The organism is Streptomyces sp. NPDC021356 (genome assembly GCF_040641015.1).
Lineage (GTDB): Bacteria > Actinomycetota > Actinomycetes > Streptomycetales > Streptomycetaceae > Streptomyces.
This window is the reverse complement of record NZ_JBFACU010000074.1, coordinates 1-13,929: the sequence shown is the minus strand read 5'-3', so window position 1 is coordinate 13,929 and position 13,929 is coordinate 1. Positions and strand designations below refer to the sequence as shown.

5 protein-coding genes, 1 tRNA gene and 1 rRNA gene are annotated in these 13,929 nt (G+C 70.8%); 6 read left to right on the top strand and 1 reads right to left on the bottom strand.

Annotation, left to right across the window (positions count from 1 at the left end):
• The 3 genes from rrf to AB0G56_RS41275 form a co-directional block, all read left to right on the top strand.
• A 5S ribosomal RNA gene (gene rrf, locus AB0G56_RS41285) occupies positions 1 to 86 on the top strand; the annotation flags it as partial.
• Positions 87 to 185: 99 nt separating this feature from the next.
• A complete protein-coding gene (locus AB0G56_RS41280; RefSeq protein WP_360981232.1) occupies positions 186 to 881 on the top strand; it encodes a DegT/DnrJ/EryC1/StrS family aminotransferase in 696 nt (231 codons plus the stop codon).
• 41 nt (positions 882 to 922) lie between these two features.
• Positions 923 to 995, top strand: a tRNA-Thr gene (locus AB0G56_RS41275).
• A gap of 72 nt (positions 996 to 1,067) precedes the next feature.
• Here AB0G56_RS41275 and AB0G56_RS41270 read toward each other — a convergent pair.
• A complete protein-coding gene (locus tag AB0G56_RS41270) occupies positions 1,068 to 3,836 on the bottom strand; it encodes a SpoIIE family protein phosphatase (RefSeq protein ID WP_360981229.1) in 2,769 nt (922 codons plus the stop codon).
• Positions 3,837 to 4,176: 340 nt separating this feature from the next.
• Between AB0G56_RS41270 and AB0G56_RS41265 the strand changes: the two genes are divergently transcribed.
• From AB0G56_RS41265 to AB0G56_RS41255, 3 genes are all read left to right on the top strand, one after another.
• The gene (locus AB0G56_RS41265) at positions 4,177 to 9,699 is read left to right on the top strand and encodes a HAMP domain-containing protein (RefSeq protein WP_360981226.1); all 5,523 of its coding nucleotides are present in this window, start codon (positions 4,177 to 4,179) and stop codon (positions 9,697 to 9,699) included.
• A gap of 315 nt (positions 9,700 to 10,014) precedes the next feature.
• A complete protein-coding gene (locus AB0G56_RS41260) occupies positions 10,015 to 10,695 on the top strand; it encodes a response regulator (RefSeq protein ID WP_037856867.1) in 681 nt (226 codons plus the stop codon).
• Positions 10,696 to 10,875: 180 nt separating this feature from the next.
• Positions 10,876 to 13,716 (top strand): DNA translocase FtsK, encoded by a 2,841-nt coding sequence (locus AB0G56_RS41255; RefSeq protein WP_360981222.1) that lies wholly within the window; start codon positions 10,876 to 10,878, stop codon positions 13,714 to 13,716.
• The last annotated feature ends 213 nt before the right edge of the window (positions 13,717 to 13,929 follow it).

Sequence of the window (13,929 nt, the reverse complement as noted above, 5' to 3'; positions counted from 1 at the left end):
GTTACATTCCGAACCCGGAAGCTAAGCCTTACAGCGCCGATGGTACTGCAGGGGGGACCCTGTGGGAGAGTAGGACACCGCCGAACAATCATTCAAAGGGTTGGACCCCGAACTTCGGTTCCGGGTCCAACCCTTTTTTGTTGCCCGTCACTTGACGTTCACGTTGCCGCGCCAGCATCCGCGGCATGGGTACTGCTGCACTGCTCAGAGCCGCCGGCGTCGGCATCGGTGACGAGGTCGTCGTGCCGGCCTTCGGCAACGTCGAGGTCGCCGAGGCGGCCGTCCAGGCCGGTGCGCTACCGGTGTTCGCCGACATAGACCCCGTGACGTACTGCCTCGACCCGGCCGCCGTCGACGCGGCCGTAACTCCCAGGACGGCGGCCGTCGTCGCCGTCCACCGCTTCGGCCGGTCCGCGGACCTCGCGGGGCTGCACGGGATCGGGCGGCGGCACGGACTGCTCGTGCTGGAGCACGGCGAGTCCGAGGCCCCGTACGAGGAGAGGGCACGGCGCAGGGAGCATGCCGCCTATCTTGACGCGAGGCTGCGGGGCGTACGGACACCCGACGGGGGCGACGGGCACAGCTACCAGCAGTACGTGGTGCGGGTGCCGGGGAACGGCCGGCCCGACCGTGACGCTTTCGCACGGGCGGTACGGGCCAGGGGAGTTGACTGCCGGGTTCCCGTGAAGACGCCCGTGCACCGGCTCCCCGAATTCCGTCGCTGCGTGTCCCTGCCGGAGACCGAGCGGGCCGCCGGGGAAACTCTGGCGCTGCCGGTGGACGCGTCGTTGACGCGGCGGGAGATGCAACGGATCGTCTCCGCGTGCAATGCGCTGGGCGGCCCGGTCGCGGTTGGGAGCACGGCCGTGTTCGGGGTATGATCTATTCCGTTGCCGCGAGGGAGACCTCGAAAAGGCGACCGGCCCCTATAGCTCAGTCGGCAGAGCGTCTCCATGGTAAGGAGAAGGTCAACGGTTCGATTCCGTTTGGGGGCTCCGACGGAAAAGACCCCGCCCTACCGGGCGGGGTCTTTCGCATATCCACGGCGCGGGGCCGGGGTGCGGGGGTCAGTCGTTCAGGACCTCCGGGACCCGCATCGCGAGAATCGCCATGTCGTCGGACGGGGCGTCCGACGCGAAGCGCTCCACGGCGCGCATGATGCGGGCGGCGACCGCACCCGCCGTCAGACCCGTGCAGGTGGTGAGGACGTCCGCCAGGCCGTCGTCGCCCAGCATGCGCGTCCCCTCGCGGCGCTCGGTGACGCCGTCCGTGACGCAGAGCAGGACGTCGCCCGGGTCCAGCGTGACCGACTGCTCGTACAGCTCCAGGTCCTCCATGACGCCGAGGAGCGGCTGCGGTTCGGCGGCCGGTTCGACCGTGCCGTCCTGGCGCAGGCGCAGCGGCAGCGGATGACCGGCGCAGACCACCTTCAGATGAGCGCTGCCGTCCTCCTGGGGCCACAGCTCGCCGTACAGGAGGGTCAGGAAGCGGCTGCGGGCGCCCTCGTCGAGGATCGCCGAGTTGAGGCGTTCCAGGACCGCCGGGCCGCCGTAGCCCTCGCGGGCGAGGAGCCGGAGGGCGTGGCGGGCCAGTCCGGTCACGGCTGCGGCCTCCGGGCCCGTGCCGCAGACGTCGCCGATGGCGAAGCCGTAGGCGCCGTCGCGGATGGGGAAGAGGTCGTAGAAGTCGCCGCCGACCTCGTTGCCCTCGCCGGCCGCGCGGTAGATGACGTCGACCTCCACGCCGTCGACCTGCGGGAGGCCCGGGGGCAGGAGGCTGCGCTGGAGCGACTGGCTGATGGCCGTGCGCTCGGAGTACAGGCGGGCGTTGTCCAGGGCGAGGGCCGCGCGGCGGCTGAGGTCCTCGGCCAGTTCCAGGATCTCCTGGCGGAAGTGCTCGTCGGTGGGCTTGCCCAGGGTGAGCATGCCGATGACACGGTTGCGGGCCACCAGGGGCAGGACGACCGTCTCGCCGCCGACGGCGGAGGCCGTGGCGAGGGTGGGGCCGATGGTCGTGCCGATCCGGTGGTGCGAGTCGCCCAGGCTGAGGCTGCGCATGGAGGTGCGCAGGGCCGCCTGGTGGGCGGCCTCGCCGGGGGCGGACCAGACGCGGGCTCCGGGGGTGGGCACGGGGTCCGGCGGGGCGATCTTCGAGAGCAGGGACTTGATGCCGTCGATCAGTTCCTCGTCCTCGTGCAGGACGTAGGACAGGTAGGGCTCGGAGGCCTGGTCGGCGATCGTGTAGACGGCGCACCAGGTGGCCAGGGTCGGGACCGTCATCTGGGCCATCAGGGCGAGGGTCTGGTCCCGGTCGAGGGTGCCGGCCAGCAGGTCGGAGGCCTCGACGAGGAAGCTCAGCGAGCCGCGGCGCAGTCGCTCCAGCTCGCCCAGGCGGGCCGACTCGACGGCCAGGGCGATGCGGTCGGCGGCGAACTGCAGGCGCAGCGCCTCCTCGTTGGAGTACCTGCCCGCGCCCTCCGCCGCGACGCCGAGGGAGCCGGTGAGGCGGCCCTCGACCTTCAGCGGGACGGTGACGACGGAGCGCATGCCGGTGCCGCCGAGCAGGGGCACGGCGCCGGGGGCCGCCGTCAGGTCGTCGTGGACGGCGGGCATCCGGGCCGAGCCGTAGCGGCCGGGGCCGGCCTCGACGGGGACACGGGCGAAGCGCTGGCGCGCGGAGGGCAGGCCGGTGGAGGCGCGGACCTCCAGTTCCGTCTCGTCGTCCGTGGCCAGGAGGAGGAAGGCGGCGTCGCCGTCGAGCATGTCGCGGGCGCGTTCCACCGTGCGCTGGAGGAGGCCGTCGAGGTCGTCGGGGGCCGGGGAGCCGATGAAGACCTCGAAGGGGTCGGTGCCGGTGCCGTCGGAGGCGCTGGTCTTCGCGTCGCTGTTGGCGGGGGTGCGCAACGGGGTCTGCAGGACGGCGCGTTCGTGGTCGCGTACGAGCAGGCAGACCGTCGAGGGTTCGCCGTCGGTGTCGCGGACGCGCAGGTGGGAGGCGTAGACCGGGATGACGCGGCCGTGGGCGCCGCGGATGCCGTAGCTGCCCTCCCAGCGGGAGAGCCGCAGCGCCTCGGCGATGCCGGTGCCGGTGCCGGGGGTGTGCGGCCAGGCGGCGAGGTCGGTCAGGGGTTTCCCGGTGACCTGCTCGGCGGCGTAGCCGAAGAGTTCCTCGGCGTCCTCGTTCCACGCGGTGATGGCGCCGCCGCGGTCGATCTGGGCGACCGCGACGCGGACCCGGCCGTCGGCGAGGGGGAGGAGTTCGGCGGGCAGCGACGGGCCGGCGGTGCGGGTGCCGACCGGGCGTTCGGGCAGGTCGAGCTGGAACCAGACGTTCTTGTGCGTGGGGGTGTACTCCACGCCCCAGCGGCCGGCGAGGGCCGCGCACAGCTGGAGGCCGCGTCCGCCCTCGCGGTCGGGGCTGCCCATGGAGACCGCGGCGCTCTGCAGCGGGACCTCGCGCTCGGGGTAGCGGTCGGCGACCTCGATCCGTACCCCGTTGTCACTGCGCAGGCACAGGACGTCCGCGGCGGTGCCGGCGTGGACGACGGCGTTGGTGACCAGTTCGCTGGTGAGGACCACGGCGTCGTCGACGATGTCGCCGAAGCCCCAGCCCTGCAGCGTGTCGCGGACGAAGGACCGGGCGGTCGCGACCGATCGCCCCAGGGGCTCGAAGCTGGCGGCCGCGCGCGCGGTGATCACAGAACTCCTCGTCCGGTTGTCTTCGGGCAGATCTCGGTGGCCGCCCGGCTCGCCCCGCTGCTCCGGCAGCTCGGGTCCGGCCGGCCCCGTCGGCCGTGGCTCCGGGGGCGGTCCCCCGGGGATCACTCCGGTGGTCATGTGTGCGGCCGCCCTCCGATGCCCGCTCGTTCCCGTGCCACCGCCCAGGCCGGACGGACCGGCGTGGCTGGACAGCCGCATGCAAGGTTACTTACCTTCGCCGTCCGTGCGGATGCCGGTCACCACTGTTTTCGCCCGGAGGGTGTGCGGACGGTGTGCGAAGCTGCCGAACTGTTATGGCCTGGTTCGGTGGGGGTGAAACACTGGGCAGGCTTCTGTCGACGGTGCGAGCAGGCGGAGTGAGGTCTTCACGTGCGGGGCAGCAGCCCCGCGTGCGGCCTGGTCGCACCGGGCGGAAAACGACGCAGCAGTGACGGTCGATCCCTGCGGGAGGGACACAGTGGAGTCTGGCGCAGCGACGCGGGGCACGAAGACGCGCGCGAAGGGCGGACAGTCCGGGCAGTCCCTGAGTGGCCGGCGCACGACACGAGGCGGTACGACGGTGGTCGACACGGCCGCGCTGAACCGGCTCCTGGCGGCCCTGGTGGGGATGCGGGACGGCAACTTCCGCAAGCGGCTCACGGTGTCCGGGGACGGCGTGATGTCGGAGATCGCCGCCGTCTTCAACGAGGTGGCCGACCGGAACCTGCACCTGACGGGTGAGCTGTCGCGGGTGCGGCGCATGGTGGGGCGTGAGGGAAAACTCACGGAGCGCCTGGAGACCGGTGCCTGTGAGGGGTCCTGGGCGGCCGCGATCGAGAACTCCAACGCGCTGGTCGACGATCTCGTACGGCCGGTCTCCGAGGTCGGCCGGGTGCTGTCCGCGGTCGCCGAGGGCGATCTGTCCCCGCGGATGGAGCTGCGCACGCAGGCGGTGGACGGGGCCGGGCATCCGCTGCGGGGCGAGTTCCTGAAGGTCGGGCGGACCGTCAACAACCTGGTCGACCAGCTCTCCACGTTCACCGACGAGGTCACGCGTGTGGCCAGCGAGGTGGGTACGGAGGGCAAGCTGGGCGGCCAGGCGCGGGTGCGCGGGCTGTCGGGCTCCTGGAAGGACCTCACGGACTCCGTCAACACCATGGCCTCACGGCTGACGGCCCAGGTGCGGGACATCGCGCTGGTGACGACGGCGGTGGCCAAGGGCGACCTGTCGCGGAAGGTCACCGTGGACGTCGCCGGTGAGATGCTGGAGCTGAAGAACACCGTCAACACGATGGTCGACCAGCTGTCCGCCTTCTCCTCGGAGGTGACGCGGGTCGCCCGCGAGGTGGGCACGGACGGCATCCTGGGCGGCCAGGCGCACGTGCCGGGGGTGGACGGTACCTGGAAGGAACTGACCGACTCGGTGAACCTGATGGCCGGCAATCTGACGGCTCAGGTGCGCGGGATCGCGCAGGTCACCACGGCCGTGGCCAACGGTGATCTGTCGCAGAAGGTGACCGTCCCGGCGCGTGGTGAGGTCGCGCGGCTGGCCGAGACGATCAACCAGATGACCGAGACGCTGCGGATCTTCGCGGACGAGGTCACGCGCGTGGCCAACGAGGTCGGCGCGGAAGGGCGCCTGGGCGGCCAGGCGATCGTGCCGGGCGTGGCCGGGACGTGGAAGGACCTGACGGACTCCGTCAACACCGTGTTCCGGAATCTGACCACACAGGTGAGGGACATCGCCGCGGTGACGACGGCGGTGGCCAGTGGTGACCTGTCGCAGAAGGTCACCGTGGACGTGGCCGGCGAGATGCTGGAGCTGAAGAACACCGTCAACACGATGGTGGACCAGCTCTCCTCGTTCGGTGCCGAGGTCACGCGGGTGGCGCGGGAGATCGGTGTCGAGGGCGAGCTGGGCGGTCAGGCGCAGGTGCCGGGCGCGGCGGGCACGTGGAAGGACCTCACGGACTCCGTCAACACCGCGTTCCGCAACCTCACCGGTCAGGTGAGGAACATCGCCCAGGTGACGACGGCCGTGGCCAACGGCGACCTGTCGCAGAAGGTCACCGTGGACGTCTCCGGCGAGATGCTCCAGCTGAAGAACACCGTCAACACGATGGTCGACCAGCTGTCGTCCTTCGCCGACCAGGTGACGCGGATGGCCCGGGACGTGGGCACGGAGGGCCGGCTGGGCGGTCAGGCGCGCGTGGACGGCGTGTCGGGCACCTGGAAGGAGCTGACGGACTCCGTCAACTCCATGGCGTCCAACCTGACCGGTCAGGTGAGGAACATCGCCCAGGTGACGACGGCGGTGGCGCGCGGTGACCTCTCGCAGAAGATCGACGTCGACGCGCGTGGGGAGATCCTGGAGCTGAAGAACACCATCAACACGATGGTCGACCAGCTCTCCGCCTTCGCCGACCAGGTGACCAAGGTGGCCCGTGAGGTGGGCACGGAGGGCCGCCTGGGCGGGCAGGCTCAGGTGCCCGGCGTCGCGGGTGTGTGGCGGGACCTCACCGACTCCGTGAACGGCATGGCGGGCAACCTCACCTCGCAGGTGCGCAACATCGCACAGGTCGCCACCGCCGTGGCCCGCGGTGACCTCTCGCAGAAGATCACCGTGGACGCGCGCGGGGAGATCCAGGAGCTGAAGAACACCCTGAACACGATGGTGGACCAGCTCTCCTCGTTCGCCCAGGAGGTCACCCGCGTGGCCCGCGAGGTGGGCACCGAGGGCATCCTGGGCGGCCAGGCCGAGGTGCAGGGGGTGGCCGGCACCTGGAAGGACCTCACCCAGTCCGTGAACTTCATGGCGAACAACCTGACCATCCAGGTCCGCAACATCGCCGAGGTCACCACGGCCGTCGCCAAGGGCGACCTGTCGAAGAAGATCACCGTCGACGCCAAGGGCGAGATCCTCGAACTCGTCACCACGGTGAACACGATGGTCGACCAGCTGTCGTCGTTCGCCGAGCAGGTCACCCGGGTCGCCCGCGAGGTGGGCACGGAGGGCATCCTGGGCGGCCAGGCGCACGTGCCCGGCGTCGTCGGTATCTGGAAGGACCTCAGCGACAACGTCAACCTGATGGCCAACAACCTCACCATGCAGGTGCGCAACATCTCCCAGGTCGCGGCGGCGGTCGCCAACGGCGACCTGACGCGGACGGTGACGATCGAGGCGCGCGGCGAGGTCGCGCAGCTCGCCGACACCTTCAACACGATGGTGAAGACGCTGAGTTCCTTCGCCGACCAGGTCACCAAGGTGGCCCGCGAGGTGGGCACGGACGGCATCCTGGGCGGCCAGGCGTACGTCCCGGGCGTGGCCGGCACCTGGAAGGACCTCACCGAGTCGGTGAACCAGATGGCGTCCAACCTGACCGGTCAGGTGCGCAACATCGCCATGGTGACGACGGCCATCGCCAAGGGCGACCTGACGAAGAAGATCGACATCGACGCGCGCGGGGAGATCCTGGAGCTGAAGACGACCATCAACACGATGGTCGACCAGCTCTCGTCCTTCGCCGAGGAGGTCACCCGAGTGGCCCGCGAGGTGGGCACCGAGGGACAGCTCGGCGGTCAGGCCCGCGTGCGGGACGTCGACGGCACCTGGCGCGACCTGACCGAGTCGGTGAACGAGATGGCCGGGAACCTGACCCGGCAGGTGCGTGCCATCGCGCGCGTGGCGACCGCGGTGACCCGCGGCGACCTGAACCTGAAGATCGACGTCGACGCCTCCGGCGAGATCCAGGAACTCCAGGACTACATCAACAAGATGATCGCCAACCTGCGCGACACCACGATCGCCAACAAGGAGCAGGACTGGCTCAAGGGCAACCTGGCCCGTATCTCCGCGCTGATGCAGGGCCGCCGCGACCTGCAGGACGTGGCCTCGCTGATCATGAGCGAGCTGACGCCGGTGGTCTCCGCGCAGCACGGCGCCTTCTTCGTCGCCATGCCGCTGGCCGACGACAAGGACTTCGCCGACGACCCGGAGAACGCCTACGAACTGCGCATGCTCGGCTCCTACGGCTACTCGATGGGCTCCATGCCGACGTCGTTCGGGCCGGGTGAGGCGCTCATCGGGACGGCCGCGCAGGAGAAGCGCACGATCCTGGTGGACCGGGCGCCCAGCGGCTATCTGAAGATCTCCTCCGGGCTCGGCGAGGCGCCGCCCGCGCAGGTGATCGTGCTCCCGGTGCTGTTCGAGGGCAAGGTGCTCGGAGTGATCGAGCTGGCGTCCTTCACGCCGTTCACACACATCCAGAAGGACTTCCTGAACCAGATCGCGGAGATGATCGCCACCAGCGTCAACACCATCTCCGTCAACACCAAGACCGAGCAGTTGCTGAAGCAGTCCCAGGAGCTGACCGAACAACTGCGGCTGCGCTCCGAGGAGCTGGAGCAGCGGCAGAAGGCCCTCCAGGCGTCCAACGCCGAACTGGAGGAGAAGGCCGAGCTGCTGGCCCAGCAGAACCGCGACATCGAGGCGAAGAACTCCGAGATCGAGGAGGCCCGGCAGGTCCTGGAGGAGCGCGCGGAACAGCTCGCCGTCTCCATGCGCTACCGCAGCGAGTTCCTGGCCAACATGTCGCACGAGCTGCGTACGCCGCTGAACTCGCTGCTGATCCTGGCCAAGCTGCTCGCCGACAACGCCGAGGGGAACCTCTCCCCGAAGCAGGTGGAGTTCGCCGAGACGATCCACGGCGCCGGGTCCGACCTGCTCCAGCTGATCAACGACATCCTGGACCTGGCGAAGGTCGAGGCGGGCAAGATGGACGTCTCCCCGACGCGTATCGCGCTCGTCGAGCTGATCGACTACGTGGAGGCCACCTTCCGGCCGCTGACCGCGGAGAAGGGCCTGGACCTGTCGGTGCGGGTGTCGCCGGAGCTGCCGGCCACGCTGCACACCGACGAGCAGCGGCTGCTCCAGGTGCTGCGCAACCTTCTGTCGAACGCGGTGAAGTTCACCGACTCCGGGTCGGTCGAACTCGTCATCCGCCCCGCGCGCGGTGATGTGCCGCAGGCGATCCGGGAGCAGTTGCTGGAGGCCGGCTCGCTGACCGATCCGGAGACCGAGATGATCGCGTTCTCGGTGACCGACACCGGTATCGGCATCGCGGCCAGCAAGATGGGCGTGATCTTCGAGGCGTTCAAGCAGGCCGACGGCACCACCAGCCGCAAGTACGGCGGGACGGGCCTCGGGCTGTCCATCTCGCGGGAGATCGCCCAGCTGCTGGGCGGCGAGATCCACGCCCAGAGCGAGCCGGGCCGGGGTTCCACGTTCACCCTGTACCTGCCGCTGCACCCGGCCGAGTTGCCGCCGCACGGCTACCAGCAGCCGACGTCGGCCCTGGACGCCGACGACCTGGCGGGCGAGCCGCACCTGGCGGAGCTGCCCGGCGTGTCGCACGCCTCGGAGCTGACGGCCGCACAGGTCGAGACGCCGGCCGAGGTGAAGTCGTACCAGGAGACGCAGAACGGCGCCGCCGCGCTCTTCCGGCGCCGCCGCCGGGCGCTGCCCGCCGCCGAGCAGCAGAGGCACGAGGAGCGGCAGGAGCAGTGGCCCACCGCGGTGGGCGGCCAGCCGGACGGAGCGGCGCAGCTCAACCGGGACGTGCGGTTCGGCGGCGAGAAGGTCCTCATCGTCGACGACGACATCCGCAACGTCTTCGCGCTGACCAGCGTTCTGGAACAGCACGGCCTGTCGGTGCTGTACGCCGAGAACGGCCGGGAGGGCATCGAGGTCCTGGAACAGCACGACGACGTGGCGGTCGTCCTGATGGACATCATGATGCCCGAGATGGACGGGTACGCCACGACCACGGCGATCCGCAGGATGCCGCAGTTCGCCGGGCTGCCGATCATCGCGCTGACCGCCAAGGCGATGAAGGGCGACCGGGAGAAGGCGATCGAGTCCGGCGCGTCGGACTACGTGACCAAGCCGGTCGATCCCGACCACCTGCTGGGCGTGATGCGGCAGTGGATGGGCGAGGAGTGAGGCGGTGCCGGGACCGGGAAAGATCCGTTTCCCGGTCCCGGGAACCTTTCGCGGGCGCGCGGAGTTGTTGACTCAGGGTGCGCGATGTCGTGTAGAGGTGCGGGATTCGGGGAACCTTCTGGTCTCCCGCCGCGTTTCTGCTACGTGCACAGTGACATCGCGGTGACAGGGTGTGGCCGCAGGCGGGGTGCGGCTACGATGACCGGCACAAGGACGGACGGCGCAAGGGAGTCGTCCCCCGGGGCGGCACCCACCGGTGCTGCCCCGATTCCTGCGGACAGGGGCGGCCCCATGCCGGGGCGAGGAGGGCGGGCCATGGTGCAGAAGGCCAAGATCCTCCTGGTCGATGACCGGCCGGAGAATCTGCTGGCGCTGGAGGCCATCCTCTCTGCGCTCGATCAGACGCTGGTGCGGGCATCGTCCGGGGAGGAAGCGCTCAAAGCGCTGCTCACGGACGACTTCGCGGTGATTCTGCTGGACGTCCAGATGCCGGGCATGGACGGTTTCGAGACGGCCGCGCACATCAAGCGGCGGGAGAGGACCCGGGACATCCCGATCATCTTCCTCACCGCGATCAACCATGGGCCCCACCACACCTTCCGCGGCTACGCGGCGGGCGCGGTGGACTACATCTCCAAGCCGTTCGACCCGTGGGTGCTGCGCGCGAAGGTCTCGGTGTTCGTGGACCTGTACATGAAGAACTGCCAGCTGAAGGAGCAGGCGGCCCTGCTCCGGCTCCAGCTGGAGGGCGGCGGCAAGGGCGGCGTCGGCGACGGCAAGGAGGCGGCCGGGCTGCTCGCGGAGCTGTCCGCCCGCCTCGCGGCGGTCGAGGAGCAGGCCGAAGCCCTCTCCAAGCAGCTCGACGACGACTCCGCGGACGCCGCGGCGGTGGCCACGGCGGCGCATCTGGAGCGCAAGCTGACGGGACTGCGCCGGGCGCTGGACGCGCTGGAGCCGGGCACGGGCAGTCCCTCGTCGCTCCCGTCACAGAACTGACGAGCGTCCGCGACGCGTTGGGGCGGCCGGGCGGAGCCCGCCGCCCCCTGACCGGGGAACTCCTACCTGTCCGTAGGCCGTGTGAGGCCTGGTCAACTGCCGACCCCTCAGGCACGACACGAACGGGTGAAGCACTGGGCACACGTGTCCGGGGTCGCCTCCGACGGTAATCTCGCACCTATGGCCTCACGTCCCTCCGCAGCCAAGAAGCCGCCCGCGAAGAAGGCGGCCGCATCCGCGAAGGCTCCGGCGAAGAAGGCCGTCGCGAAAAAGGCGCCCGCCAAGAAGGCTCCCGCCCGGAAGGCGCCGGCCAAGAAGGCCGCGCCCGGCAGGCCCGCGCCCCGGCCGGCACCGAACCCCACCGGGGGCGTGTTCCGTCTCGTGCGCGCCCTCTGGCTCGGTCTCGCGCATGCCGTCGGCGCCGTCTTCCGCGGCATAGGACAAGGCGCCAGGAACCTCGACCCCGCGCACCGCAAGGACGGCGTCGCGCTGCTGCTGCTCGCCGTGGCCCTGATCGTCGCCGCGGGTACCTGGGCCGACCTGCGCGGCCCCGTCGGCGACCTGGTCGAGATCCTGGTCACCGGAGCCTTCGGCCGGCTCGACCTGCTGGTGCCGATCCTGGTCGGCATCATCGCCGTCCGCTTCATCCGGCACCCGGAGCAACCGGAGGCCAACGGCCGTATCGTCATCGGCCTGTCCGCGCTCGTCCTGGGCGTGCTCGGCCAGGTGCACATCGCCTGCGGCTCGCCCGCCCGCAGCGACGGCATGCAGGCGATAAGGGACGCCGGCGGTCTCATCGGCTGGGGGGCCGCGACCCCGCTGACGTACACCATGGGGGAGGTGCTCGCCGTACCGCTGCTGGTACTGCTCACCGTGTTCGGCCTGCTGGTCGTCACCGCCACCCCCGTGAACGCCATTCCACAGCGGTTGCGGCTGCTCGGGGTGAAGCTCGGCCTGCTGCCCGACCCTGAGGACGACGAGGGCGCCGAGTACCCGGAGTACTCCGCGGACGACGCGCGCTATGACGAGCAGTGGCGCGAAGCGCTGCCCACGCGCCCCCGCAAGCGCCAGGGCGCCCAGGAGTACGACCCCGACCAGGCCGAGCAGCAGGCGCCGGCCAAGCGGCGCGGCCGGCCACGGCGTTCGGCCGTGCCACAGCCCGACATGGAACGGCAGATGGACGCCGTGGACGTGGCCGCCGCTGCCGCCGCCGCGCTCGACGGCGCCGTCCTGCACGGCATGCCGCCCTCGCCGATCGTCGCCGACCTCACCCAGGGCGTCAGCGTCGGCGACCGCGCCGAGACGCCCACCCCGACACCGGTCCCCTCCGCCCGCCCCGGGCAGGACGTCCCCTCCGCCCGCCCCGGGCAGGACGCCCCGGCCGCCCGCCCCGGGCCCGACGCTCCGGCGGCGCGCCCGAAGGACGAGGCGCCGGCCCGTCCGGCGGCCGAGAAGCCGGTCCCGGGCGTCCGCGACCTCACCAAGGCCCCGCCCGCCGAGACCCGCGACCTGCCCCCGCGCGCCGAACAGCTCCAGCTCTCCGGCGACATCACCTACTCCCTGCCCGTGCTGGACCTGCTGGAGCGGGGCGGCCCCGGCAAGGCGCGCAGCGCCGCCAACGACGCCATCGTGGACGCGCTGACCAACGTCTTCACCGAGTTCAAGGTCGACGCCCGCGTCACCGGCTTCACCCGCGGACCGACGGTCACCCGCTACGAGGTCGAACTCGGCCCCGCCGTGAAGGTCGAGCGGATCACCGCCCTGGCGAAGAACATCGCGTACGCCGTGGCCAGCCCGGACGTGCGGATCATCAGCCCGATCCCCGGCAAGTCGGCGGTCGGCATCGAGATCCCCAACACCGACCGGGAGATGGTCAACCTCGGTGACGTGCTGCGCCTGGCGGAGGCGGCCGAGGACGACCACCCGATGCTGGTCGCGCTCGGCAAGGACGTCGAGGGCGGCTACGTGATGGCCAACATCGCGAAGATGCCGCACATCCTGGTCGCCGGTGCCACCGGCTCCGGCAAGTCGTCCTGCATCAACTGCCTGATCACCTCGATCATGATGCGGGCGACCCCGGAGGACGTGCGCATGGTCCTCGTCGACCCCAAGCGGGTCGAACTGACCGCGTACGAGGGCATCCCGCACCTGATCACGCCGATCATCACCAACCCCAAGCGGGCCGCCGAGGCGCTGCAGTGGGTCGTCCGCGAGATGGACCTGCGCTACGACGACCTGGCCGCGTACGGATTCCGGCACATCGACGACTTCAACGAGGCCGTGCGCAGCGGCAAGGTGAAGTCCCCCGAGGGCAGCGAGCGCGAGCTGCAGCCCTATCCGTACCTGCTGGTGATCGTGGACGAACTGGCCGACCTGATGATGGTGGCGCCGCGGGACGTCGAGGACGCGATCGTGCGCATCACCCAGCTCGCCCGCGCGGCGGGCATCCACCTGGTGCTCGCCACGCAGCGGCCCTCGGTCGACGTCGTCACCGGCCTGATCAAGGCCAACGTGCCCTCCCGGCTCGCCTTCGCGACCTCCTCGCTCGCCGACAGCCGCGTCATCCTCGACCAGCCGGGTGCCGAGAAGCTGATCGGCAAGGGCGACGGGCTGTTCCTGCCGATGGGTGCGAGCAAGCCGACCCGGCTGCAGGGCGCCTTCGTCACCGAGGCCGAGGTCGCCGCCGTCGTCCAGCACTGCAAGGACCAGATGACGCCGGTCTTCCGGGACGACGTCGTCGTCGGCACCAAGCAGAAGAAGGAGATCGACGAGGACATCGGCGACGACCTCGACCTGCTGTGCCAGGCCGCCGAGCTGGTGGTCTCCACGCAGTTCGGGTCGACGTCCATGCTCCAGCGCAAGCTGCGCGTCGGCTTCGCCAAGGCCGGGCGGCTGATGGACCTGATGGAGTCGCGGAACATCGTCGGCCCGAGCGAGGGGTCCAAGGCGCGGGACGTGCTGGTGAAGGCCGACGAACTGGACGGCGTGCTGGCCGTGATCCGGGGCGAGACCGAGGGATAGGCGCGCGAGGCGGAGGCGCAGGCGGCCGGACCGGGGGGCGGCGGGCGAGGCAGGAGGACGGACGGGCGAGGCCTGGGGCCGGCGGTCGGGCCGGCGAGCCCGGAGGAGGCGGGAGCGCGCCCCCGTTATCTTCTTCGCGGTCCTGCAAGAGGGCCGCTGGCCTCCGGGCCCGGCATGACTGTTCCCCCCTGTCGAGTGGATGACCTGGGGGGT